This window comes from Streptomyces sp. NPDC059224, assembly GCF_042754285.1.
GTDB lineage: Bacteria > Actinomycetota > Actinomycetes > Streptomycetales > Streptomycetaceae > Streptomyces.
The window spans coordinates 82,030-105,491 of sequence record NZ_JBHZAN010000009.1; the positions used below are offsets into that span (position 1 = coordinate 82,030).

The 23,462-nt window shown below is 73.4% G+C and carries 21 protein-coding genes and 1 riboswitch; of the genes, 13 read left to right on the plus strand and 8 right to left on the minus strand.

The window, feature by feature from the left end; genetic code table 11:
- The first annotated feature begins 130 nt into the window (after positions 1–130).
- From ACFXI4_RS11640 to ACFXI4_RS11650, 3 genes are read left to right on the plus strand one after another with little or no spacing between them, the layout of a single operon-like run.
- The gene (locus ACFXI4_RS11640) at positions 131–1,171 is read left to right on the plus strand and encodes an AAA family ATPase (RefSeq protein ID WP_384989602.1); all 1,041 of its coding nucleotides are present in this window, start codon (positions 131–133) and stop codon (positions 1,169–1,171) included.
- Positions 1,171–2,517, plus strand: a complete 1,347-nt coding sequence (locus ACFXI4_RS11645) for a DUF58 domain-containing protein (RefSeq protein WP_384989604.1) — start codon at positions 1,171–1,173, stop codon at positions 2,515–2,517. The genes ACFXI4_RS11640 and ACFXI4_RS11645 overlap by 1 nt, the downstream gene beginning before the upstream one ends.
- Positions 2,517–4,901 carry a DUF3488 and DUF4129 domain-containing transglutaminase family protein gene (locus ACFXI4_RS11650; RefSeq protein ID WP_384989605.1) on the plus strand — a complete coding sequence of 795 codons (2,385 nt, stop codon included), beginning with the start codon at positions 2,517–2,519 and terminating at the stop codon, positions 4,899–4,901. The genes ACFXI4_RS11645 and ACFXI4_RS11650 overlap by 1 nt, the downstream gene beginning before the upstream one ends.
- Positions 4,902–5,228: 327 nt before the next feature.
- On the opposite strand, the gene ACFXI4_RS11655 is transcribed toward ACFXI4_RS11650, so the two are convergent.
- The 3 genes from ACFXI4_RS11655 to ACFXI4_RS11665 form a co-directional block, all read right to left on the minus strand.
- Positions 5,229–5,618, minus strand: a complete 390-nt coding sequence (locus ACFXI4_RS11655; protein WP_384989607.1) for a DUF3040 domain-containing protein — start codon at positions 5,616–5,618, stop codon at positions 5,229–5,231.
- A 277-nt stretch (positions 5,619–5,895) separates the two neighbouring features.
- Positions 5,896–6,666, minus strand: coding sequence for a methyltransferase (locus ACFXI4_RS11660; RefSeq protein WP_384989608.1), 771 nt, complete (start codon positions 6,664–6,666; stop codon positions 5,896–5,898).
- 182 nt (positions 6,667–6,848) lie between these two features.
- The gene (locus ACFXI4_RS11665; RefSeq protein ID WP_384989609.1) at positions 6,849–7,412 is read right to left on the minus strand and encodes an SAV_6107 family HEPN domain-containing protein; all 564 of its coding nucleotides are present in this window, start codon (positions 7,410–7,412) and stop codon (positions 6,849–6,851) included.
- 191 nt (positions 7,413–7,603) lie between these two features.
- Here ACFXI4_RS11665 and ACFXI4_RS11670 point away from each other — a divergent pair, with 191 nt between their 5' ends.
- The 5 genes from ACFXI4_RS11670 to ACFXI4_RS11690 all read left to right on the plus strand — a co-directional run bounded on the left by ACFXI4_RS11670 (position 7,604) and on the right by ACFXI4_RS11690 (position 13,626).
- A complete protein-coding gene (locus ACFXI4_RS11670; protein WP_384989611.1) occupies positions 7,604–8,374 on the plus strand; it encodes an ATP-binding cassette domain-containing protein in 771 nt (256 codons plus the stop codon).
- A complete protein-coding gene (locus ACFXI4_RS11675; protein WP_384989613.1) occupies positions 8,346–10,430 on the plus strand; it encodes a YhgE/Pip family protein in 2,085 nt (694 codons plus the stop codon). Before ACFXI4_RS11670 ends, ACFXI4_RS11675 begins: the two co-directional genes overlap by 29 nt.
- A 62-nt stretch (positions 10,431–10,492) precedes the next feature.
- Positions 10,493–11,119, plus strand: coding sequence for a TetR/AcrR family transcriptional regulator (locus ACFXI4_RS11680; RefSeq protein WP_384989614.1), 627 nt, complete (start codon positions 10,493–10,495; stop codon positions 11,117–11,119).
- A gap of 372 nt (positions 11,120–11,491) precedes the next feature.
- Positions 11,492–12,106 (plus strand): DUF4126 domain-containing protein, encoded by a 615-nt coding sequence (locus tag ACFXI4_RS11685; RefSeq protein ID WP_384989616.1) that lies wholly within the window; start codon positions 11,492–11,494, stop codon positions 12,104–12,106.
- Positions 12,107–12,153: 47 nt separating this feature from the next.
- Complete coding sequence (locus tag ACFXI4_RS11690) at positions 12,154–13,626, plus strand: phytoene desaturase family protein (RefSeq protein WP_384989617.1); 1,473 nt, start codon at positions 12,154–12,156, stop codon at positions 13,624–13,626.
- Positions 13,627–13,657: 31 nt separating this feature from the next.
- Here ACFXI4_RS11690 and ACFXI4_RS11695 read toward each other — a convergent pair whose 3' ends face one another.
- From ACFXI4_RS11695 to ACFXI4_RS11715, 5 genes are all read right to left on the minus strand, one after another.
- A complete protein-coding gene (locus ACFXI4_RS11695; protein WP_384989619.1) occupies positions 13,658–14,638 on the minus strand; it encodes a hypothetical protein in 981 nt (326 codons plus the stop codon).
- A 56-nt stretch (positions 14,639–14,694) separates the two neighbouring features.
- Positions 14,695–15,618, minus strand: coding sequence for a methylenetetrahydrofolate reductase [NAD(P)H] (metF, locus tag ACFXI4_RS11700; RefSeq protein ID WP_384989621.1), 924 nt, complete (start codon positions 15,616–15,618; stop codon positions 14,695–14,697).
- A 115-nt stretch (positions 15,619–15,733) separates the two neighbouring features.
- Entirely contained in the window at positions 15,734–16,384 is a 651-nt protein-coding gene (gene thiE, locus ACFXI4_RS11705; RefSeq protein ID WP_384989623.1) for a thiamine phosphate synthase, read from the minus strand.
- Between the two features lie 34 nt (positions 16,385–16,418).
- Positions 16,419–16,784 carry an Rv2175c family DNA-binding protein gene (locus tag ACFXI4_RS11710; protein WP_384989624.1) on the minus strand — a complete coding sequence of 122 codons (366 nt, stop codon included), beginning with the start codon at positions 16,782–16,784 and terminating at the stop codon, positions 16,419–16,421.
- A gap of 85 nt (positions 16,785–16,869) precedes the next feature.
- Positions 16,870–18,108 carry an NAD(P)/FAD-dependent oxidoreductase gene (locus tag ACFXI4_RS11715; protein WP_384989626.1) on the minus strand — a complete coding sequence of 413 codons (1,239 nt, stop codon included), beginning with the start codon at positions 18,106–18,108 and terminating at the stop codon, positions 16,870–16,872.
- A gap of 129 nt (positions 18,109–18,237) precedes the next feature.
- Positions 18,238–18,349: riboswitch (TPP riboswitch) on the plus strand.
- Between ACFXI4_RS11715 and thiO the strand changes: the two genes are divergently transcribed.
- From thiO to ACFXI4_RS11740, 5 genes are all read left to right on the plus strand, one after another.
- Positions 18,347–19,516 carry a glycine oxidase ThiO gene (gene thiO / locus ACFXI4_RS11720; RefSeq protein ID WP_384989628.1) on the plus strand — a complete coding sequence of 390 codons (1,170 nt, stop codon included), beginning with the start codon at positions 18,347–18,349 and terminating at the stop codon, positions 19,514–19,516. It overlaps the preceding riboswitch by 3 nt.
- Positions 19,513–19,713: a sulfur carrier protein ThiS gene (gene thiS / locus ACFXI4_RS11725; protein ID WP_384989630.1), complete on the plus strand. Its 201-nt coding sequence runs from the start codon at positions 19,513–19,515 to the stop codon at positions 19,711–19,713. The genes thiO and thiS overlap by 4 nt, the downstream gene beginning before the upstream one ends.
- Positions 19,714–19,716: 3 nt before the next feature.
- A complete protein-coding gene (locus ACFXI4_RS11730; protein ID WP_384989632.1) occupies positions 19,717–20,511 on the plus strand; it encodes a thiazole synthase in 795 nt (264 codons plus the stop codon).
- A gap of 99 nt (positions 20,512–20,610) precedes the next feature.
- Positions 20,611–22,536: a Stk1 family PASTA domain-containing Ser/Thr kinase gene (pknB, locus tag ACFXI4_RS11735; RefSeq protein ID WP_384989633.1), complete on the plus strand. Its 1,926-nt coding sequence runs from the start codon at positions 20,611–20,613 to the stop codon at positions 22,534–22,536.
- A gap of 34 nt (positions 22,537–22,570) precedes the next feature.
- Positions 22,571–23,458 carry a deoxyribonuclease IV gene (locus ACFXI4_RS11740; protein WP_384989634.1) on the plus strand — a complete coding sequence of 296 codons (888 nt, stop codon included), beginning with the start codon at positions 22,571–22,573 and terminating at the stop codon, positions 23,456–23,458.
- The last annotated feature ends 4 nt before the right edge of the window (positions 23,459–23,462 follow it).

Consider the following 23,462-nt stretch of genomic DNA (forward strand, 5'->3'; position numbering starts at 1 on the left):
CGGTAACGGCAGCAAGAATGCGGTGTGAGACGTCACGCGGAACCATTCACGCGTGGTGTCCGTGTTTCGGGGTGGGCCGGTTCCGCTGACAGAGCGCCGGCCCGGGCAATAAGGGGCCGAGGAGGGCCGGGTGACGACCTATGACGATCGAGCGAGCCTTACTGATCTGACCGCCACTGTGGAGCGGGTCCGCAGTTCGGTGGAGAGCGTGATCGAGGGCAAGCCGGAGGTCGTACGGCTTTCGCTGACCGTCCTGCTGGCCGAGGGACACCTTCTGATCGAGGACGTCCCGGGTGTCGGCAAGACGATGCTGGCGAAGGCCCTGGCGCGGTCCATCGACTGTTCGGTGCGACGCATCCAGTTCACGCCCGACCTGCTGCCGTCGGACATCACCGGCGTGTCCATCTGGGACCAGCAGCGCCGGGACTTCGAGTTCAAACCGGGCGCCATCTTCGCCCAGATCGTGATCGGCGACGAGATCAACCGCGCCTCGCCGAAGACCCAGTCCGCGCTGCTGGAGTCGATGGAGGAGCGGCAGGTCACCATCGACGGGCAGACCTACGAACTGCCCAGCCCGTTCATGGTGGTGGCCACCCAGAACCCGGTCGAGATGGAGGGCACCTATCCGCTGCCTGAGGCCCAGCGCGACCGTTTCATGGCCCGTGTCTCGGTCGGCTACCCGAGCGCGGAGGCCGAGTTGCGGATGCTCGACATCCACGGCGGGGCGAACCCGCTGGAGGACCTCCAGCCGGTGGCGCACGCGCACGACGTCGTGAAACTCGTCGAGACCGTGCGGGGCGTCCACGTCGCCGAGACGGTCCGGCGGTACGCGGTGGACCTGGTCTCCGCCACCCGCACCCACCCCGACCTCAGACTCGGCGCCTCACCGCGCGCGACGCTGCACCTGCTGCGCGCGGCGAAGGCGTCCGCGGCCCTGAGCGGCCGGGAGTACGCGCTGCCCGACGACGTACAGGCACTCGCCGTGGCGGTCCTCGCCCACCGGCTGCTGCCCACCGCGCAGGCCCAGCTCAACCGGCGCACCGCGGAGCAGGTCGTCCAGGAGATCCTGCAGCAGACGCCGGTGCCCTCGGCCCCCCGGCAGCAGAGCGGCTTCGGCGGTCTGGGCCGGGGCGTGCCCGCCTATCCCCAGCAGCCCCCGCGGAGTCTGTGATGAGCGCCCCGGCGGAGGCCGACCGCGAGGAGTCCGGCGGCGTCCGCACGGCCCTGTCCGGGCTGACCACCCGCGGCCGCTCCTTCCTGGCGGCCGGCGTCGCGGCGGTGATCTGCGCGTACATCCTCGGCCAGAGCGATCTGCGCCGGGTCGGGCTGCTGCTCGCCGTGCTGCCGCTGATCTGCGCGGCCGTCCTCTACCGCACCCGCTACCGGGTGGCCGGCAGCCGCCGGCTCTCCCCCTCGCGGGTACCGGCCGGCAGCGAGGCCCGCGTCCACCTGCGGATGGACAACGTCTCGCGGCTGCCCACGGGTCTGCTGATGCTCCAGGACCGGGTGCCCTACGTCCTCGGCCCGCGCCCGCGTTTCGTCCTGGACCGGGTCGAGCCGGGCGGCCGCCGGGAGGTCTCCTACCGGGTCCGCTCGGACCTGCGCGGCCGCTATCCGCTGGGCCCGCTCCAGCTGCGCCTGACCGACCCGTTCGGGATGTGCGAGCTGACCCGTTCCTTCTCCACGTTCGACACCCTGACCGTCATCCCCAAGGTGGAGCCGCTCTCGCCGATCCGGCTCAGCGGCGAGGCGAAGGGGTACGGCGACGGGCGGCAGCGCTCGCTGGCCCTGGCCGGCGAGGACGACGTGATCCCCCGCGGCTACCGGTACGGCGACGACCTGCGCCGGGTGCACTGGCGCTCCACCGCCCGCTACGGCGAGCTGATGGTGCGCCGCGAGGAACAGCCTCAGCGCGCCCGCTGCACGGTGCTGCTGGACACCCGGGGCATCGCCTACGAGGGCGCGGGCCCCGACTCGGCGTTCGAATGGGCGGTCTCCGGCGCCGCCTCGGTCCTGGTCCACATGCTCGAACGCGGCTTCTCGGTCCGGCTGTTGACGGACACCGGCAGCGCGGTACCCGGCGAGGGCGCCGACGGCTTCGCGGGCACCGGGCAGGACTCGGCGGACGCGGCAGGCCAGATGATGGACACCCTGGCCGTGGTCGACCACTCCGACGGCACCGGCCTGTCCCGGGCCTACGACGTCCTGCGCGGCGGGAACGAGGGGCTCCTCGTCGCCTTCCTGGGCGATCTCGACGAGGAACAGGCGGCGGTGGCGGCCAAGATGCGCCGGCGCAGCGGCGGTGCGGTCGCCTTCGTCCTGGACCCGGACACCTGGGTGCGGGAGCCCACCGACGTGCCCGCGCCGGGCAACGCGCACGAGGAGCGGCTGCGGATGCTGCGCGAGGCCGGCTGGACGGCAATCGGCGTGGCGCGCGGTGCGCCACTGGCCGAGCTGTGGCGGCAGGCCGACCGGGAGCGCCTTTCGGTGGCCGCGGCGGCCGGGGAGGACCGGTGATGAGCGGACGGGCCCGGCTGGCCCTCACCGCGGCGGCGGCGACGCTGATGGCCTCCTGTGCCCTGCTGCCCCTGGTCTCCCCGATGACCTGGCTGTTCCAGGCCGCGTTCCTGGTGGCCGTCCAGACCGGCGTGGGCGCGGCCGCGCGGCGGGTCCCGCTGGCCCGGCCGCTGACCGTGGCCGCGCAGGCCCTGGTCACCCTGTTGATGCTGACCCTGGTCTTCGCCCGGGGCCACGCGATCGCCGGGCTGGTCCCCGGCCCGGACACCTTCCGCTACTTCGCAGACCTGCTCCAGCAGGGCTCCGACGACATCAGCCGGTACGCGATACCCGCTCCGCTGTCGGACGGCATCCGGCTGATGGTGATCGGCGGGGTGCTGATCGTCGGGCTGATCGTGGACACCCTCGCGGTGACCTACCGCAGCGCGGCCCCGGCGGGGCTGCCGCTGCTCGCGCTGTACTCGGTGGCGGCGGGCCTGTCCGACGGGCCGACCGACTGGCTCTGGTTCCTGGTGGCGGCGGCCGGCTACCTGCTGTTGCTGCTCGCCGAGGGCCGGAACCGGCTCTCCCAGTGGGGCCGGGTGTTCGGCGGTGTCTCGCGCACCCCGGGCGGCCAGGACAGCGGTGCGGTGGCCCCGGTGCGGAGCGGACGCCGGATCGGCTTCGCGGTGCTGAGCGTCGCCCTCTTCGTGCCGTTCGTGATGCCCTCGATCCAGGGCGGCCTGCTGGACGGCACCGGGAACGGCGTGGGCGTGGGCAACGGGAACGGCGGCACGATCTCCGCGGTCAACCCCCTGGTGTCGCTGCGCGACAGCCTCAACGTGGACGAGGACCGCCAGGTGCTGTCCGTACGGACCGGCACCGCCGACGTCTCCGACCTGTATCTGCGGATCGTCTCCCTGGACGACTTCGACGGCACCACCTGGAAGCCGGCCCAGCGACACATCACCGGCGTTCCGGACACCTTCCCGACCCCGGCCGGCCTGGGCGGCGACGTCAAGCGGGCGACGGTGCGGACCACCATCTCGGCCGCCGACTGGTACGCCCAGGACTGGCTACCGATGCCGTACCCGCCCAGCGCAGTGAAGATCGCCGGCTCCTGGCGCTACGAGCCCGTCGGGATGACCCTGGTCGGCGACCACGGGCAGAACACCCGCGGTGAGACCTACCAGGTCACCAGCCTCGACGTGCAGCCGACGGCGGGTCAGCTGGCCGCGGCGCCGGAGCCCCCGGCGGCCATGAAGAAGGACTACACCAAGGTGCCGTCCTCGCTGCCGTCGGTGGTGGCGCAGACGGCGCGGGAGGTCACCGCGGGCTCGGCGAACCACTACGAGGAGGCGGTCAAGCTCCAGGACTACTTCGCGGTCAACGGCGGCTTCCAGTACGACACCCAGGTGCAGGTCGGCCGGGGCGAGGGCGCGATCGCGAACTTCCTGAAGCAGAAGCGCGGTTTCTGCGTGCACTTCTCCTTCGCGATGGCGGCGATGGCCCGCACGCTGGGTATCCCGGCCCGGGTCGCGGTGGGCTTCGCGCCCGGCACCCCGCAGGCCGACGGCACGGTCTCGGTGGGGCTGAAGGACGCGCACGCCTGGCCGGAACTGTACTTCGAGGGCGTGGGCTGGACCCGGTTCGAGCCGACCCCGACGCGGGGCACCACGCCGTCCTACACCCTTTCGGACACGCCCGGTTCCTCGGTGCCGGACGAGGCGCTGCCCTCCAAGAACGCCTCGGCGGCGCAGTCGGCCTCGGCCTCGGCGAGCGAGAGCTGCTCGGCCCAGCTGCGCAAGCAGGACGTGTGCGCGAGCCCGTCGGCGGCGGGCGCGGTGCAGCGGGGCGACGGCGGGCCGCCGTGGTGGCAGCTGGCGCTGTGGGCGCTCGCCGGACTCGCCGTGCTGGCGGTGCCGCTGTCGCCGATGCTCTACCGGCAGCGGATGCGTGCCCACCGGCTCGGGGGCTACGACCGTACCCCCGACGGTGTGGCGGCGCACACGCTGGCGGTCTGGCAGGAACTGATCGACATGGCCTGGGACTTCGGCGTCCCGCCGGACGACTCGCAGAGCCCCCGCGGCACGGCCGCCCGGATCGTCCGGCTGGGCGGGCTCGACCCGGTCGCGGCCGCCTCGGTGCACCGGGTCGCGGACGCGGTCGAACAGGTGCTGTACGCGCCGCGGCCGCGGCCGACGGCGGGCCTCTCGGACGACGTCCGCCGGGTGACGGTCGCGCTCAACGGCACGGTCGGCGTGCCCACCCGGCTGCGGGCGCTGTTCGTGCCGCGGTCGGCGGTGCGGGTGCTGTGGGCGGCGTCGGCCGGGTGGGCACGGCTGCGGGATCGGGTCGCGACGGCCCGCCCGGCCCCGGGCAAGCCGTCGGAACAGCGAGGCTGACCGGCGGCAGGCCCCCGGACACGGTCGTGGGGGGGGGCCCCGGGGGGGGCCCCCCCCGCACCCGCGCCCCCGCCCCCGACACCCCCCCCACCCCCAGGGAACACACCCGGGTAGTGAAACCGAAAAAAACCCAACCCCGCGCCGCCCCGCCCCCCCCCGCCCCCGCGGTGCCACCGGGGCGCCGCCCCGGCGCCCGCCCCCGCGCCCGGGCGGCCCCCCCCCACCGGGCCGCCCACGACGTGCGGACATGGCTGAGGGGTGATCACCCGGCGGGCGGTCACCCCTCAGTCACGCTCTGCTCTGCTGTTCCGCCTGTTCGGCGAAGTCCTACTGGCCCTGCTCGTCGCGGCGGCGCTGCCAGCGCTCCTCGATGCGGTCCATCATGGACCGCTTCGGGCGGACCTGGCGGCGGGCCTGCTGGCCTCCCGCGGGCTGCTCGCCGGGCTTGGGAGCCTTGCGCCAGCCGGTGACGGCGAGGACCGCGCAGCCCAGCATGACGAGGAAGCCCACCACGCTGACCCAGATCTGCTTTGCGACCATTCCGGCCATGAGGAGCGCGATACCCACGAGGAAGCCGGCGGCCGCCTGGTAGACCCGTCGCCGGGTGTACGACCGCAGGCCGCTTCCCTCAAGCGCTGTCGCGAACTTGGGGTCTTCGGCGTACAGCGCTCGCTCCATCTGCTCAAGCATTCGCTGCTCGTGCTCCGAGAGCGGCACGGCGTCCTCCTCATCGTGCAGTCGCCGGGGCGACCCGGGGGGTCCCTTCAGGATAGGCAGGGAATCGCCCCCGTGAAACCCGCCCCTCTAGGCCAATTGGCCAACCGGAACCCGCCATGGCCGGTCCGGCTCGCTGAGGCTTCCATTCCCCGGCGGCCGACCCGTCATGCCGAGCGGTCTCCCTCGATCATACGGCGCAAACCCCTCGATCGGGGGGCCTGTGGCGTACTCCATCCGCTGCCGAGTCCCTGATCAGCGGGGTCGTCTCAGGAGAATCTCAGGCCCCGGCCGCACCCGGAGTCTCGCCGAGCACATGGAGCTGGGTGGCGACGGCGTGGAATGCCGGAAGCTCGGCCGCCGCGGCCTCCAGCTTGAGCAGCGCGTCGAGCGCGCCGGGCTCCGTGTCCACCAGGACGCCGGGCACCAGGTCGGCGAAGACCCGCACGCCGTGCACGGCGGCGACGGCCAGGCCCGCGCCCTGGACCAGGGCGGTGAGCTGCTCGGCGGTGAAACGGCGCGGCATGGGGTCGCCGCTGCCCCAGCGGCCGTCCGGGTCGTCGAGAGCCTGCCGGGCCTCCTTGAAGTGCCCGGCCAGGGCCCGCGCGAGCACGGCGCCGCCGAGCCCGGCGGCGAGCAGGCTGAGGACGCCCTCGGAGCGCAGCGCGGCCACCGTGTTGCGCACGCCCTCGGCCGGGTCGTCGACGTACTCCAGGACGCCGTGGCAGAGCACCACGTCGTGGCCGCCGCGCCCGACCACGTCGAACAGGCCGAGGACATCGCCCTGGACGCCCTTGACCCGGTCCGCGACGCCGGCCTCGGCGGCGCGGCGCTCCAGCGCGAACAGCGCGTTCGGGCTGGGGTCGACAACGGTGACCCGGTGGCCGAGGCGGGCGAGGGGCACGGCGAAGTTGCCACTGCCGCCGCCGGTGTCGAGGACGTCCAGCGCCTCCCGGCCGGTGGCCTTGACCCGGCGGTCGAGGGCGTCCTGGAGGACCTCCCAGACCACGGCGGTACGGAGAGAAGCGCGGGGTCGTGTGGGGTCCGGCACGGCAGTTGACTCCTCGGCGCGGCACCGCCTGTTGCCCGGCGGCGCGAACTCGGTGCCTTCCCGGCCCGGAGCGCGGGAGGAAGGAAGGCTTCAGGCGCTCTCCACCCTATTGCCTCCGCCGCCTCCCCACGGCCCCCGGCTTCCCGCCCCGGCCCTCCCGCGCCGGACGCCTGCCTTGCTGGTCACCCCGCGTCGGGCAGCCCTCTGTCCGGGGTGCCGTCCGGCCGCTCGCCGTCCTGCCGGCGGGGCTGCGGCAGCACCGGCTGGAGGATCAGCATCCGCTCGACGATGCGGAGGAACATCTCGACGTCCCGTATCAGGTCGTCGGCGTCGCGGCGGCCCGCCGCGCCCTGGATGCCGGCCTCGGCGCGGGCACGGCGGCCGGCGCCGGAGGCGAACAGGGCGCTCCACTCGGTGAGCTCGGGCGCCACCTCGGGCAGCACCTCCCAGGCGCTGCGGATACGGGCCCGGCGCCGGGGCGAGGTCTCGGGTCGGGCGCGGGCGGCGAGCACGGCGGCGGCCGTGCGCAGGGCGGCCAGATGCGCGGTCGCGTAGCGCTCGTTGGGGGTGTCCAGGAGCGCGGCCTCGTCGAGGGCGGCGCGGGCCTGGGTGAGCAGGTCGAGGGCGGCAGGCGGGGCCGTGGCCCGGCGGAGCACGGGGTGCACGTCGCTCGCCGGGCCGGTCAGTGAGGGGGCAGGGCCGGTGGCGCGGCGCCGGTGGGCGGCGGCCGCTGAGGAGTTGGCCATGACGAACCTCCTGTCGTCTGGGTGACGGCTCCCTTACTCGGGGTGCCGTATGTGCCCATCGTGCGGTATGGCACTGACAATCCGTTCTGACCTGCGGTTTTGCTTCGAGCGTAGGTTCGGGTCTATTTTTGCACTGACCAGTCAGTTCAAAAATCGGTGGGCGACACCACTTCGCAAGGCAGGGGGAACCTGTGCACGGCGTACCTGTCACGGCCGAGCGGCTCGGGCTCGAGGGCCCGCGCGGCTGGGCGTTCCAGGGGATCTCCCTGGACGCCGGGCCCGGCGCACTGATCGCGGTGGAGGGACCGTCCGGCTCCGGCCGCACCTGTCTGCTGCTCGCGCTCACCGGACGGATGAGGGCCACCGAGGGCACCGCGACGGTCGGCGAGGCCCGGCTGCCCAGGCATCCGGCGGCCGTCCGCCGGATCAGCGCGGTGGCCAACGTCGCCGGGGTCACCGACCTCGAACCGGCCCTCACCGTCGGCGAGCACCTGCGGGAACGGGCCCTGCTGCAGCGCCGGTTCGGCGACTCGCTGCGTGATCTGGTGCGGCCGCGGGGCGAGCGGACCGCGCGGGCGGAGCAGCTGATCGACGACGCCGTGGCCGCCGCCGGGCTCGACCTGGATTCGCTGCCCAAGGGCGCCCGGACCGTCGTACGGGATCTGGAGCGGATCGAGGCGCTGCGCCTGTCGGTGGCGCTGGCGCTGGTCGGCCGGCCGCGACTGCTGGCCGTGGACGACGCGGACCTGAAGCTGCCTGCGGCCGAACGGACGGCGGTGGGGGCCCTGTTGGCCTCGATCGCCGAGGCCGGCACCACCGTGGTCGCGGTGTGCGGGGAGGGGCTGGAGGGCGCCGTCGTGGTGCGCACCGGGACCGCCCGGGAAGACGAGACCGCAACGCCGGAAGGCTCCGGTACCGGGGAGGAGGCCGGCGATGCGCTCGCCACGACTGGCCGCGCTTGAGCTCAGGCGCTTCGCACGGGGGAGGCTGCCCCGCGCGGCCCTGGTGGCCCTGCTGGTGCTGCCGCTGCTGTACGGCGCGCTCTATCTGTGGTCGTTCTGGGATCCGTACGGGCGGCTGGACCGCATCCCGGTGGCGCTCGTCAACGACGACAGGGGGGCCGACGCCGACGGCAGGAAGATCACCGCGGGCGACGACATCGTCGACGGGCTGAAGGACAGCCGGACGTTCGAGTGGCACCGGGTGAGCGCGGCCGAGGCGCGCCAGGGCGTCGAGAACGGCACCTACTACCTGTCGCTGACCATGCCCGCCGACCTCAGCTCGCGCATCGCCTCCAGCGCCGGCGACTCCCCGCAGACCGGTGCGCTCCAGGTGCGTACGAACGACGCGAACAACTACATCGTCGGCCAGATCTCCCGAACGGTCTTCAACGAGGTGCGCTCGGCCGCGTCCGCCAAGACGTCCCGGTCCTTCCTGGACCGCATCTTCATCTCGTTCGCCGACATCCACGGGCAGACCGTGAAGGCCGCCGAGGGCGCCGACACGCTCACCGGTGGCATCGGGAAGGCCGAGAAGGGGTCCAGGGACCTCGCCGACGGGCTGAAGGACGCCAAGACCGGCAGCGGGGAGCTGGCCAAGGGGATCGGGAAGCTGGACACGGGCGCGGGGACGCTCACGGACGGCTCCCGTCAGGTCGCGGACGGCACCCAGACCCTCGCGGACCAGGTCAACGGGGTCTACGGCAAGGTGGGCCCGTATCTCGAGAAGAACGAGAAGACCATCGGCGACACGGCGCGACTGGTCGCCGACTCGGCGCGGACCGTCCGCGACAACCTGGGCGTCCTGGTGAGGGCCGCCCCCGTGGCCGCGAAGGGCGCGCACACGGCCGCCGACACGCTGGACGAGGTCTACCGGGCGCGCTGCCCGGCCGGGTTGCTCGACGATCCCGTCTGCCCCGACCTGAAGAAGGCCAGGGACGCGGCCGTCGACGTGGCCGCCGTCGCCGACGACCTCGACACCCTGATCGCGGACCAGCACGGCGACCTCAAGACGCTCGACACCCGGCTCGGCACCCTGCAGCGGCAGGCCGAGGTCCTCGCCGACCGGGCCCCGCACCTCTCCGAGGACGTCGCCGACGCCGTCAAGAAGATCAACAAGCTGAACGACGGCGCGGCCCGGGTCGCCGCCGGCGCCGCGCGGCTGCACACCGGTCTCGGCACGGCACTGACCGGCGCGACCGGCCTGGACACGGGCGTGGGCAGGCTGGAGACCGGCGCCCAGGACCTCAACGGCGGGATGTACAAGCTCGCCGACGGCTCCGGCAGGCTCGCCGGCGGGCTGCACGACGGCGCGTCACAGATCCCCGACTACGGCAAGCAGGACCGCGACCGGCGCACCCAGGTGATGGCCGACCCGGTCCAGCTCGCCTCCAAGGACCTGCACAAGGCGCCCAACTACGGCACCGGGTTCGCCCCGTACTTCATCCCGCTGTCCCTGTGGGTCGGCGCGATGGTGGCCTACATGCTGATCCAGCCGCTCAACCGGCGCGCCCTGGCGGCGGGTTCGGCGCCCTGGCGGATCGCGCTGGCGGGCTGGCTGCCGGTGGTCGCGGTCGGGGTGCTGCAGACGGCCGCCCTGATGGCCGTACTGCACTGGGCGATCGGTCTGCAGATGGTCCGCGCGGCCGGGACGGTCGGGTTCCTGTTCCTGGTGACGGCCTGCTTCGCCGCGATCGTGCAGTGGCTGAACGCGCGCTTCGGGGCGGCGGGCCGGATCCTGGTGCTGGCCCTGCTGATGCTCCAGCTGACCTCGGCGGGCGGCACCTATCCCGTGCAGACCAGCCCGGGCTTCTTCAACGCGATCCATCCGTTCCTGCCGATGAGCTACGTCGTGGCGGGCCTGCGGCGGCTGATCACCGGCGGCGGGCTGGGCCCGGTGTGGCAGGCCTGTGCCGTCCTGACGGCGTTCACGGCGGGCGCCCTCGCGCTCACCGCCCTGTCCGCACGGCGCCGCCAGGTGTGGACGCTGGACCGGCTGCACCCTGAGCTGACCCTGTGAGGAGATCCGTGTCCGCGTCTTCGGTGTCCGCCGGGGCCCCCGTTCCTGTGAGAATCGGGACCATGGAAAGCAGCAGCACCACGGGCGGCAGCACGCGCCGTGAAGCCACCCGGCAGAAGCTCTACGAGGCGGCCGTCACCCTCATCGCCGAGCAGGGCTTCTCGGCCACCACCGTGGACGAGATCGCCGAGCGTGCCGGGGTCGCGAAGGGCACGGTCTACTACAACTTCGCGAGCAAGTCGGTCCTCTTCGAGGAACTGCTGCGGCACGGTGTGGGCCTGCTCACCGCCTCCTTGAAGGAGGCCGCCGAGCGGACCGCGCGGGAGGGCGGCAGCCGGGTCGACGCCCTGGACGCCATGGTCCGCGCGGGTCTGGTCTTCATAGACCGCTACCCGGCCTTCACCCAGCTCTACGTGGCCGAGCTGTGGCGCACCAACCGGGCCTGGCAGTCGACGCTGATGGTGGTCCGGCAGCAGGCGGTCGCGGTCGTCGAGGGCGTGCTGCGCGAAGGCGTCGACAACGGCGAGTTCAGCGACGAGATCGACGTCCAGCTGACGGCGGCCGCGCTGGTCGGCATGGTGCTGGTGGCCGCGCTGGACTGGAAGTCCTTCCAGCCGGAGCGCTCCCTGGACGACGTCCACTCGGCCCTGTCCCGGCTGCTGCAGGGACGGGTGAGCGGGAAGGGCTGAGCCCTTCCGGGACCGGCACGCGAAGGCGCCGGCCCGCCGTGGCCGCGTCCCCCGCGGGCCACCGGTGGACCGGCGCCTTGCGTACACCCCCGTGTTTCCCCGGATTCCCGTTGTCTCCCCCGGGTCCCCTCTCCCCCGTGTCTCGCTTCCGCCGACGGATCGGCGGAAGGAGCGGTCGAGGGCGCCGGCGCCGTTCCGCCGCCCCGTGCCGGCGGTACCGGACCTGGCGCCCCTTTCCGTGCCTCCACTCTCTCGTCCACGCAGGTCGCAACCCATCCGCGCGCCTACTCAAATCACTCCCTGGGTACGCGTACTCAGCTCCGCGTGCTCAGCCCCAGGACCCGCGGGCGCCGACTGGTTACGATCGCGTCCGTGTCGGTACTCCCCTTGGTCTTCACCAGCGGCTGGGCCAGCGGAATCAACGCGTACGCGGTGGTGCTGCTGCTCGGCCTCTTCGGCGCTACGGGCCTGAGCGACGACGTCCCCGAGACGCTGCAACGCCCCGAGGTGCTGATCGTCGCGGGCGTGCTGTTCCTGTGCGAGGCGGTCGCCGACAAGATCCCGTACGTCGACTCGGTGTGGGACTCCGTGCACACGGTGGTCCGCCCGGTGGCCGGCGCCTGGGTCGGGGCGCTGCTCGCCGGGCAGAGCGGCTCGCTCAACGACGTGGTGGCCGCGCTGGTCGGCGGCTCGACGGCGCTGGCCAGCCACACCGTCAAGGCCGGGACCCGGATGGCGGTCAACACCTCGCCGGAGCCGTTCAGCAACATCGTGCTGAGCTTCGCCGAGGACCTCGGCGTCGGCGCGATCGTGTCGTTCGCGATGTTCCACCCGCTGGCGGCGGCGGTCGTCGCGGCGGTGCTGCTGGCCACCGGCCTGACCGTGCTGGTGTTCCTGATCTCCCGGATCCGCCGCTTCTGGCGCCGCCGCGCCCAGCGCCGGGAGGAACGCCGGCTCGCGACCCGTACGGGCGGACCACCGGAGTGACGGGCCGCCGGGCCCGGGTGCCGGCGGCGGTCGATAAAGTCGCGGTCATGGGACGGATTGCGGTGATCGGCGCCGGGATGGGCGCCATGGCGGCGGCCGCCCGGCTGGCCGTCGCGGGCCACCGGGTGACGGTGTACGAGCGGACGCGGACGTACGGCGGCGGCGTGCGCCGGTTCGAGCGCGACGGGTTCGCCTTCGACACCGGCCCGGGGCTGCTGCCGCTGCCCGCCGTCTACCGCGACCTGTTCGTCAAGACCGGCAGGGAGCCGCTGGAGGACCGGGTCGAGCTGGTCCAGGTCGACCCATCGGCCCGGCATGTCTTCGCGGACGGCACCGAGGCCGTGCTGCCGAACGCGTCCCGCGCGGGTGTCGTCTCCGCCCTGGACGAGGCCCTCGGGGCGGGCGCCGGACAGCGCTGGGGCGACTTCCTGGTGCGGGCCCGGGAGGCCTGGGACCGCACCCGGCGCCCGCTGCTGGAGGAACCGCTGTGGCCGAACTGGCAGGTACTGGCCGAGCGCGAACCCTACCCGTCCGTGCCGCACAGGAAGCTGCTGCGCGCCCGCCGGGCCGGCACGCTCGCCGAGATCGGCGCCTGGGAGCTGCGCGACGAGCGCCTGGCCGCCCTCCTGAACAGCCATGCCCTCGCGTACGGCCTCGACCCCCGGGACACTCCGGCGAGCGCGGCCGTGCTGCCGTACCTGGAGCACGCCTTCGGCACCTGGTACGTGCGCGGTGGCATCCGGGAGTTGGCGCGGGCGGTGTACGAGCGGTGCGTGCAGCGGCGGGTCGAGTTCGTGTTCGGCGCAGAGGCCACCGGGGTCCTGGAGAAGGACGGCCGGGCGGCCGGGGTGGAGTTCTCCGACGGAGCCACGGCCGACGCCGACTTCGTGGTGGCGGGCGTGCCACCGCAGGCGCTGGGCCGGGTCCCGGCGCGGGCCGACGCGGGCCCCGTGCCCCGGCGGGGGCTGCCGAGCCGGCTCACCGTGCTGCTGGCGCTGCGCGGCGGGCGGCCTGCCGGGACCGCTCACCGGACCGTTGTGCACGCGGCGGACGGTACCGCGGAGCTGGACGGCCTGTTCGGGTCGGCGCCGGCCGTGCCCGGGACGGTGACGGTGCTGCGGCCCGACGACCCGGCCCTGGTCCCGGACGCCGGGCACGAGGCGGTCGCGCTGGTCTCGACGGTGCCCGCCGGGAGCGACGGTCCCGGTCTGGCGGAGCGGATGGTCACGGTCGCCGAGCGTGCCGTGCCCGGCCTGCGCGACCGCCTCCTGTGGCAGGAGGTGCGCACCCCGGCGGACATCGCGGCGGAGACCGGCGCGACGGGCGGGGCGGTCCCGCCGCCCGCGCTGGCGGCCGGCGCCGGTGGGCTGCTCTGGCCGGCCAACACCACCGGCCTGTCAGGTCTGTTCACCGTGGGCGGCTGGTCGCACCCCGGCGGCGGACTTCCGCACGCCGGGATGTCGGGAGCGCTGGTGGCCGGACTGATCGTCGAGGGACCGGAGTTCCGCGGCTCGCAGTGAGGTGCGGCCCGGACAGAACCGGGCCGGACCCTCAGAAACGGTACTGCTCGTCGTACCCGGTGCCGGGCCGGCTCTGCTGCGGGTCCTGCCCGTCGCCCTGGTAGGGGTACTGCTGCTCCTGCGGGAGTTCGCCGCCGTAGGTCTCGTCGGCACGCTGCTGCGGGACCCAGACACCGCCCGCGGGGGTCTCGCCGTAGCCGCCGTTGCCGTACTGGTCCTGGACGTAGCCCTGCTGGTCGTACTGCTGGGTGCCGTACGACTGGTCGTACCCGGTGCCGCCGTAGGTCTGGTTGCCGATGTACGGGTCGGAGTAGTTGGCGTACTGCTGCTGGGCGCCGGTGTCATAGCCGTACTGCTGCTGCCCGTAGCCGGAGTAGTCGTAGGCGTAGTTCTGGTCGGTGCCCTGGGCGGCGTACGTCTGGTCCTGGCCGGCGCTCGCGTAGGCGGGGTCGCCGGCGGTGGCGTAGCCGGGCTCGTTGTATATGCCGTAGGAGCCGGTGTCGTCGGGCACCGGCTGCGGCTCGTACACCGCCGTGGACTCGGCCGCGGTGGGCTCGGCGGGGCGGGCCGAGGAGAACACGTCGTCGCGGTCGTAGTCGTCGCCGCCGTAGGACGGGGTGCCGCCGGTGACGTAGGCGGCCCGCTCGTCGGGGTAGGCGCCGTCGGCCGCGTCCGGGTCGGTGGCCTCCGGGCCCGGGTCCTCGTCCGGCCCACCGCGGCGGCGCTTGGTCAGCAGGCCGCCCTCGTGGTCCGCGCCGGGGCGCTTGACCGCCCAGCCGGCCTCGAAGCCGCGGCGGAACGACAGCGTGACGTAGGTCTGGCCGAGCGCGAAGGCGATCGCGCCCACCCCGATGACGATCACCGACGGAATCAGGACACCGAAGACGACGCCGAGGAAGCCGGCGAAGGCGAGCAGCCGCCAGCGCAGCCGCGCCTTGTACTGCAGCAGCACCTCGCCCAGCAACCACAACGCGACGATGCCGAACGCTACGTAGAGGACCGTCCAGCCCATGTACGCCCCTCTCCCAGTGTCCGCTACGCAGTGTGTCCTACTCCGGTGCGGCCGGTCTAGGCCCGCGGGGGATGGTGCAGGCCAAGGTTCTCGTAGATCTCCAGCGTCGCCGTGGAGCTGTTGAGCGTGATGAAGTGCAGTCCGGGGACGCCCTCGGCCAGCAGCCGCGCACAGAACTCCGTGGCGAACTCGATACCGATGGAGCGTACCGCCGCCGGATCGTCTTTGGCTGCGAGGATCCGCTCTTTCAGGGCGTCCGGGAAGGAAGCGTTGCTGAGTTTGGGCAGTCGTTCCAGCATCTTCACACTGGTGACGGGCAGGATTTCCGGAATCACCGGAGTCTCACAGCCGGCCGCGCCGACCCGGTCGCGAAGGCGAAGGTAGGACTCGGGCCGGAAGAACATCTGGGTGATGGCGTAGTCGGCGCCCGCACGGCACTTGTCGACGAAGTGCCGGACGTCGGTGTCCCAGTCGCCCGAGCGCGGGTGCATCTCCGGGAAGGCGGCGACGCCCACGCAGAAGTCGCCCGACTCCTTGATGAGCCGGACCAGTTCGGCCGCGTAGGTCAGGCCCTGCGGATGCGCCACCCACTCCCCCATGGGGTCGCCGGGCGGGTCGCCGCGCACGGCGAGCATGTTGCGGATCCCGGCGTCCGCGTACTGGCCGATGATGTTGCGCAGTTCGGCCAGGGAGTGGTCGACCGCGGTGAGGTGGGCGACCGGGGTGAGCGTGGTGTCGGCGACGATCTGCTGGGTCTCCTTGACCGTGCCCGCGCGGGTGGAGCCGCCGGCGCCGTAGGTCACGGAGACGAAGTCGGGGGCAACCGCCTCGACCCTCCGGAGCGCGCTCCACAGGTTCCGCTCGCCCTTGGGGGTTTTCGGCGCCGAGAACTCGAACGAGTACGTGGTCTTGCCGGAGGCGAGCATGTCACGCACGGTGCGTGCGCGGTCAGTCCTGGTGGATGCGGTTCCGAGGGCCATACCCGCAGGTTAGTCAGGGGCGGACGGTCACCCAACCGGACTCCGGAGATTTACCCCGGATTGTCGGCCCCGTGTCCGGATACTGGACAAGTTTCCGGACGCCCGTGTCGGACGGCTAGCCGACCGACCGCAGTCGCTTCGCGAATTCGGCGGCCGCGGCGCCCGGGTCGTCGGCCGCGGTGAGCGCGCGGACCACGACCACCCGGCGGGCGCCGGCGTCCAGCACCTGGTCGAGGTTGTCCAGGTCGATGCCGCCGATCGCGAACCAGGGACGGTCGGTGCCCAGCGCGGCGGTGTACCGCACCAGGCCGAGGCCTGGTGCGGGGCGGCCGGGCTTGGTGGGAGTGGGCCAGCAGGGGCCGGTGCAGAAGTAGTCCACGCCGTCCTGGACGGCGGCCGCGGCGGCCTCGGACTCGGCGTGCGTGGAGCGGCCGACCAGGACGTCCGGGCCGAGGATCGCCCGGGCGGCCGGGACCGGCAGGTCCCCCTGGCCGAGGTGGAGCACATCGGCGCCGGCCGCGTGGGCCACGTCCGCGCGGTCGTTGACCGCGAGCAGTTTGCCGTGCCGGGCGCAGGCGTCGGCGAACACGGCGAGGTGCTCCAGCTCCTCGGCGGCCTCCATGCCCTTGTCGCGCAGCTGCACGATGTCGACACCGCCCGCCAGGACCGCGTCCAGGAAACCGGCGAGGTCACCCTGCTCCTTACGGGCGTCCGTGCACAGGTAGAGACGGGCGTCGGCCAGCTGGGCGCGGGCGGTGTCGGTCATTCGGTGTCCCCCGTTGTGTCGGTACCGGCTCGGCTCAGACGGCGAGCGCCTGGGCGCGGCGCTTCACCTCCGTGCCGCGATTCTCGCTGAGCGCCTGCGCGGGGGTGCCGGGCAGGGTCTCGTCGGGCGTGAAGAGCCACTCCAGAATCTCTTCGTCCGTGAAGCCGTCGTCCCGCAGGAGCGTCAGGGTTCCGGACAGGCCCTTGACGACCTTGTCCCCGTCGATGAAGGCGGCGGGGACGTGCAGTGCCCTGTTCTCACCACGGCGGACGGCGATGAGCTGGCCCTCCTTGACCAGCTGCCGCACGCGCGTCACCTCGACGTCCAGCATCTCTGCGATGTCGGGGACGGTGAGCCAGGCGGGGACGAGAGCATCGGTCTTTGCGTCAATCTCGGTCACAGGGTCAAGGGTAGGCGTTTCGGCGGGTGGGGTGCGATCGGTGGCCGTTCGGCCGCGGCCTGTCGCGCCGTCCCCCCCAGCGCCTCTAGAGGGGCTCCGCAGTCGCGTTCTTCAGAGGGCGGGCCGGGTCTGACAACGCCTCGGCGTCCATCCGGCGCCCCGCCTCGATCAGGCGGCGGCCCTGCGCCAGGTCGCGCGGGCGGCCCACCGCCAGCAGAGCGACCAGGCGGTTCTCGCGGAGCCAGCACACGCTCCAGGACGGGCCGGACGGGTCGCCGCGCCAGATCATGCGGTCGGCGACGGCGTGGTGGCCGGCGTACTGCACGAAGCGGCCGAACTGCTCCGACCAGAAGTACGGCACCGGGTCGTAGACCGCGTCCGACTCGCCGAGGATGCCCGCGGCCACCGTGCGCGGGCCCTGGAGGGCGTTGTCCCAGTGGTGGACCAGCAGGCGTTCGCCGTAGCGGCCGGAGGGGAAGGAGGCGCAGTCGCCGACCGCGTAGACGTCCGGGACGCCGGTGCGCAGCCGGTCGTCGGCGAGCACCTCGCCGTGCCGGCCCAGGCCGATGCCGGAGCCGGCCAGCCAGGCGGTGGCGGGGCGGGCTCCGATGCCGACCACGACGGCACCCGCGGGCACCCGCGAGCCGTCGTCGAGCACCACCGCGCCGGGCTCGACCCGCGCCACGCGCGCGTGCGTGCGCAGCTCGGCGCCGCTGTCGGCGTACCAGCCGGTCATCGGCGCGGCCACCTCGGCCGGGAGCGCTCCCGCGAGCGGGCGGTCGGCGGCCTCCACGACGGTCACCGCGCAGCCCGCCTCCCGCGCGGCGGTGGCGAACTCGGCGCCGATCCAGCCCGCGCCGACCACCACGATGTCGTGCTGCCGGGCGAGCACGGGCCGCAGCCGCTCGGCGTCGTCCAGGGTGCGCAGCAGATGGACGCCGGGCACGCCCTCGGTGCCGGGCAGCGTGATCGGCTCGGCGCCGGTGGCGAGCACCAGGACGTCGTACGGCACCGGTCCGGCCTCGGTGTCCAGCTCGCGGTCGGCGGGGCGCACGCCGAGGGCGTCGCGGCCCAGCGCCAGCTCGATGCCGAGCGCCTCGAAGTCGACCTCGAAGGCAGAGCCCTCCGCCTTGCCGAGCAGCACCGCCTTGGAGAGCGGCGGCCGGTCGTAGGGCTGGTGCGGCTCGGCCCCGATCAGGGTGACGCTGCCGGTGAAGCCCTGTTCGCGCAGGGCCACGGCGGTCTGCACCCCGGCCATGCCGGCGCCGACGACGACCACGCGCCGCGTCGGTGACGTGCCTCGTCGCTGCGTCTGCTCGCTCACCTGATCACCATAGACAAGAACGATAGACAACTGACAAAGAGTCAGTCAGGGGGCGTGCTGGGTGACCTGTTCCACACCACCCGGGCAGGCCGTCCTACCGGGGCGGAGCCGCGCGGGCTAGGGTGGCCGGGAAGCACACGCGGGAGCCCGGACGCACCGGGCTGAGAGGGAGGCTGGCGGCCTCCGACCGTACGAACCTGATCCGGGTCATGCCGGCGAAGGGAGGGGCTGGACGCCCATGTCCGCACATACGTCCGACGTCCTCGTCATCGGGGGCGGAATCATCGGCCTGGTCACGGCCTGGCGGTCCGCGCAGCGCGGGCTCGTCACCGCCGTGGCCGACCCCGAGCCCGGCGGCGGGGCCGCGCAGGTCGCGGCGGGGATGCTGGCCGCGGTCACCGAACTGCACTACGGCGAGCAGACCCTGCTGGGGCTGAACCTCACCTCCGCCCGCCGCTACCCCGACTTCGCCGCCGAGCTCACCGAGCTCACCGGCCACGACCTCGGCTACCGGCGCTGCGGCACACTCGCGGTCGCGCTGGACGCCGACGACCGGGCGCACCTGCGCGAGCTGCACGCCCTCCAGCAGCGGTCGGGGCTGGACTCCGAGTGGCTGTCCGGGCGGGAGTGCCGGCGTCTGGAGCCGATGCTCGCGCCGGGTGTGCGCGGCGGGCTGCGGGTCGACGGCGACCACCAGATCGACCCGCGCCGGCTGGCGGCCGCGCTGGTGGCCGCGTGCGAGCGGGCCGGGGTGGTCTTCCACCGCGACTGGGCCGAGCGCCTGGAGGTGGTGCGGGAGCGGGCCACCGGCGCCGTCACGCGCGCGGGCGACCTGCTGGCCGCGGACCGGGTGGTGCTCGCCGCCGGCAGCCTGAGCGGGCGGCTGGCGGGGGTCCCGGAGGACGTGCTGCCGCCGGTGCGGCCCGTGAAGGGGCAGGTGCTGCGGCTGACCGTGCCCGCGGCGTACGCGCCGTTCCTCAGCAGGACCGTACGGGCCGTGGTGCGCGGTGGCCATCTCTACCTGGTGCCCCGGGAGAACGGCGAGCTGGTCGTGGGGGCGACCAGCGAGGAGCTGGGCTGGGACACCACGGTCACCGCGGGGGGCGTGTACGAGCTGCTGCGCGACGCGCACGAGCTGGTGCCCGGCATCACCGAGCTGCCGCTGACCGAGACCCGGGCCGGGCTGCGCCCCGGCTCCCCCGACAACGCGCCGCTGCTCGGGCCGACCCGCCTGGACGGGCTGCTGCTGGCCACCGGTCACCACCGCAACGGGGTGCTGCTCACACCGGTCACGGGGGACGTGATGGCGGAGCTGCTGACCGGCGGTGAGCTGCCCGAAGCCGTCCGTCCCTTCACGCCGAAGCGTTTCGGCCCCGTCCCCGGCGCACTCCTGGAGCAGACCGCATGAACATCTCCGTCAACGGGGAGCGCCGGGAGGTCACCCCGGGCACCGCTCTCGACACGCTCGTGAAGTCCCTGACGGCCGCGCCGTCGGGGGTGGCCGCGGCGGTCAACGAGACCGTCGTACCGCGCGGGGAGTGGCCGGGTACGGCGCTCGCCGAGGGTGACCGGGTGGAAGTCCTGACCGCCGTACAGGGAGGCTGAGCCATGGCCGACGATCCGTTCCTGCTCGGGGGTACCGCCTTCTCGTCCCGGCTGATCATGGGGACCGGGGGTGCGCCCAGCCTGGAGGTGCTGGAGCGGGCGCTGGTCGCGTCCGGTACCGAGCTGACGACGGTCGCGATGCGCCGGGTGGATCCGGGGGTACGGGGGTCCGTGCTGTCGGTCCTGGAGCGGCTCGGGATCCGGGTGCTGCCCAACACTGCCGGCTGCTTCACCGCCGGGGAGGCCGTGCTGACCGCCCGGCTGGCCCGGGAGGCGCTGGGGACCTCGATGGTCAAGCTGGAGGTCATCGCCGACGAGCGGACCTTGCTGCCCGACCCGATCGAGCTCCTCGACGCGGCCGAGACCCTGGTCGACGACGGGTTCACGGTGCTGCCGTACACCAACGACGATCCGGTGCTGGCCCGGAAGCTGGAGGACGTCGGGTGCGCCGCGGTGATGCCGCTGGGGTCGCCGATCGGGTCGGGGCTCGGGATCCGCAACCCGCACAACTTCCGGCTGATCGTCGAGCACGCGCGCGTGCCGGTGATTCTGGACGCGGGAGCCGGTACGGCCTCCGACGTGGCGCTGGCGATGGAGCTGGGCTGCGCGGGAGTGATGCTGGCGTCCGCGGTGACCCGGGCACAGGATCCGGAACGGATGGCGTCCGCCATGCGGGCCGGGGTGGAGGCGGGACGGCTGGCCCGGCTGGCCGGCCGGATCCCGTTCCGTCACTTCGCGCAGGCGTCCTCCCCCGCGGAGGGCCTGGCCGTCCTGGACCCCGAACGCCCCGCCTTCTGAGCCACCGGCCCGTGCCCGGCGCGTCACAGGTGTGTCGTAGTCCGTGGGGAAATCTGTCTCACCTGTGGGGGTTTCGGCTGGGGCTCGTACACTCGCGGGGTGGATACGACGCTTCAGGACCCCCTTGTCGGGCGTGTGCTCGACGGCCGTTATCGCGTCGACGCGCGGATCGCCGTCGGCGGGATGGCCACGGTCTACCGGGCCCTGGACGTGCGGCTGGACCGGGTGCTCGCGCTGAAGGTGATGCATCCGGCGCTCGCCGCCGACGGTTCCTTCGTCGAGAGATTCATCCGGGAGGCCAAGTCGGTCGCCCGGCTGGCCCATCCCAATGTCGTCCAGGTCTTCGACCAGGGGACCGACGGGCCGTACGTGTATCTCGCGATGGAGTACATCGCCGGCTGCACCCTCCGTGACGTGCTGCGCGAGCGCGGCGCGCTGCAGCCGCGGGCCGCGCTGGACATTCTGGAGCCGGTGCTGGCGGCGCTGGGCGCCGCGCACCGCGCCGGTTTCGTGCACCGCGACATGAAGCCCGAGAACGTGCTGATAGGGGACGACGGGCGGGTCAAGGTCGCCGACTTCGGCCTGGTGCGGTCCGTGAACAGCGTCACGAACACCACTGGCGCCGTGCTCGGGACCGTGGCGTACCTGGCGCCCGAGCAGGTCGAGAACGGGGTCGCCGATCCCCGCGTCGACGTCTACGCGTGCGGCGTGGTGCTCTACGAGATGCTCACCGGGGAGAAGCCGCACGACTCGGACTCGCCCGCGGTGATCCTCTACAAGCATCTCCACGAGGACGTGCCGGCGCCGTCCGCCGTCGTGCCGGGGCTGGCCCACGAACTGGACGTGCTGGTCGCCCACGGCACCGCCCGTGATCCCGGGGCCCGGCCGTACGACGCCGTCGCGCTGCTGGCCCTGGTCCGTCAGGCGCGGGCCGCCCTTGGCGACGAGCAGCTGGACGCCGTGCCGCCGCAGGCGCTCACCGAGGGACACGACATAGCCGAGGACCGGACGAGCGTCATCCCACGGTCGCTGACCGTGCCCCGGCCGCTGCCCGTCAACGAACCGGACGGCCAGGTCCTGACGACCAGCCGGTTCGAGACGCCGCCGGTGCCGGAGCGCCGGCACGGTGCCCGCCGCGGGTCCCGGCGCGGCCTGGTGACGCTCCTTGTCGCCGTCCTGGTCCTCTTCGGCGCCGGCACCGGGATCTGGTACATCAACTCCGGGCAGTTCACCAAGGTCCCGCCGCTGCTGTCGAAGACCGAGGCACAGGCCACCACGCGGCTGAAGGAGGCCGGGCTCGACGTCAAGAACGTCGAGCACGCCTACAGCGACACCGTGAAGCGGGGCACGGTGATCAGCACCGACCCGGCGGCCGGCCGGCGCATCCGCGGCAACGACGCGGTGACCCTGACCATCTCGGACGGCCCGGAGACGGTGAAGGTGCCCGAGACACAGGGCCGCACGCAGGCCCGGGCCAAGGCGCTGCTGAAGGCCGAAGGACTCGAACCGGGCATGGTGACGCGGGAGTTCAGCGACGACGTGCCCAGGGGGTCGGTCATCTCCACCGATCCGGGCGCCGGCAGCGAGCGGCACGCGGGGACGGCGATCGCGCTCGTCGTCAGCAAGGGTTCGCCGGTCGACGTCCCCGATGTCACCGGTGACGACCTGGACGAGGCCCGGCAGGAGCTGCAGGAGGCCGGGCTGAAGGTGACCGTGTCGGCCACCGAGGTCACCTCCGAGTACGACCAGGGGCAGGTGGCCCGGCAGACCCCGGCGGGCGACGCGCGGGCCGCCGAGGGCGACACGGTGACGCTGACGCTGTCCAAGGGGCCGGAGATGGTCGAGGTGCCGGACGTGGTCGGGGCCACGGTCGACGACGCGACGAAGCTGCTGAAGCAGTCCGGCTTCCAGGTCAAGGAGGACCGCGGGCTGCTGGGACTGTTCGGCGACACCGTCAAGCGGCAGTCGGTGGACGCCGGGGAACAGGCGCCCAAGGGGTCGACGATCACCATCACCATCCGGTGACCGCGGCCGGCCCGCGGCGTGACACCCTTGACGGGTGAAGACCCACCCGCCCGCCCCCTCCGGCCCGTCCCGCAACCCCGTCGGCGGTCACGTCCCGGTGGCCGGCGGCCTGCACTCCGTGGGGTTGTCCTACGCCCGCGAGCTGAAGGCCGAGGCCGTGCAGGTCTTCGTCGCCAACCCGCGCGGCTGGGCCACCCCGGCGGGCAGCCCGCGGCAGGACGAGGCGTTCCGCGCGGCCTGCGGGCAGGAGTCGGTCCCGGCGTACGTGCACGCCCCGTACCTGATCAACTTCGGCTCGCACACCGAGGCGACGGCGGAGAAGTCGGTGGAGTCGCTGCGGCACTCGCTGCGGCGCGGGCGGGAGATCGGGGCGCTCGGCGTGGTGGTGCACACCGGGAGCGCGACCGGCGGACGGTCCCGGGAGGTGGCGCTGAAGCAGGTACGGGCGTATCTGCTGCCGCTCCTGGACGAGCTGACCCGTGACGACGACCCGTTCCTGCTGCTGGAGTCCACCGCCGGACAGGGCGCCTCGCTCTGCTCGCGGACCTGGGACTTCGGGCCGTACTTCGAGGCGCTCGACGCCCATCCCAAGCTCGGCGTGTGCCTGGACACCTGTCACGTGTTCGCCGCCGGGCACGACCTGACCGGGCCGAGCGGGATGCACCAGACCCTGGACCTGCTGGTGGAGACGGTCGGCGAGGGGCGGCTGAAGCTGATCCACGCCAACGACTCCAAGGACGTCGTCGGGGCGCACAAGGACCGGCACGAGAACATCGGCGCCGGGCACATCGGCGCGGATCCGTTCCGTGCGCTGATGACCCACCCGGCGACCGAAGGCGTACCGCTGATCATCGAGACGCCCGGCGGCAAGGAGGGGCACGCGGCGGACGTCGAGCGCCTCAAGCGGCTGCGCGACGGCTGACCGC

What these genes read in the sequence shown, in the direction of transcription:
- ACFXI4_RS11645 (WP_384989604.1), top strand. Translation starts at nt 1,171, where the DNA reads ATGAGCGCCCCGGCGGAGGCCGACCGCGAGGAGTCCGGCGGCGTCCGC.
- ACFXI4_RS11650 (WP_384989605.1), top strand. Translation starts at nt 2,517, where the DNA reads ATGAGCGGACGGGCCCGGCTGGCCCTCACCGCGGCGGCGGCGACGCTG.
- ACFXI4_RS11665 (WP_384989609.1), bottom strand. Translation starts at nt 7,412, where the DNA reads ATGGCCAACTCCTCAGCGGCCGCCGCCCACCGGCGCCGCGCCACCGGC.
- ACFXI4_RS11675 (WP_384989613.1), top strand. Translation starts at nt 8,346, where the DNA reads ATGCGCTCGCCACGACTGGCCGCGCTTGAGCTCAGGCGCTTCGCACGG.
- ACFXI4_RS11680 (WP_384989614.1), top strand. Translation starts at nt 10,493, where the DNA reads ATGGAAAGCAGCAGCACCACGGGCGGCAGCACGCGCCGTGAAGCCACC.
- ACFXI4_RS11690 (WP_384989617.1), top strand. Translation starts at nt 12,154, where the DNA reads ATGGGACGGATTGCGGTGATCGGCGCCGGGATGGGCGCCATGGCGGCG.
- ACFXI4_RS11695 (WP_384989619.1), bottom strand. Translation starts at nt 14,638, where the DNA reads ATGGGCTGGACGGTCCTCTACGTAGCGTTCGGCATCGTCGCGTTGTGG.
- metF (WP_384989621.1), bottom strand. Translation starts at nt 15,618, where the DNA reads ATGGCCCTCGGAACCGCATCCACCAGGACTGACCGCGCACGCACCGTG.
- thiE (WP_384989623.1), bottom strand. Translation starts at nt 16,384, where the DNA reads ATGACCGACACCGCCCGCGCCCAGCTGGCCGACGCCCGTCTCTACCTG.
- thiO (WP_384989628.1), top strand. Translation starts at nt 18,347, where the DNA reads ATGTCCGCACATACGTCCGACGTCCTCGTCATCGGGGGCGGAATCATC.
- thiS (WP_384989630.1), top strand. Translation starts at nt 19,513, where the DNA reads ATGAACATCTCCGTCAACGGGGAGCGCCGGGAGGTCACCCCGGGCACC.
- ACFXI4_RS11730 (WP_384989632.1), top strand. Translation starts at nt 19,717, where the DNA reads ATGGCCGACGATCCGTTCCTGCTCGGGGGTACCGCCTTCTCGTCCCGG.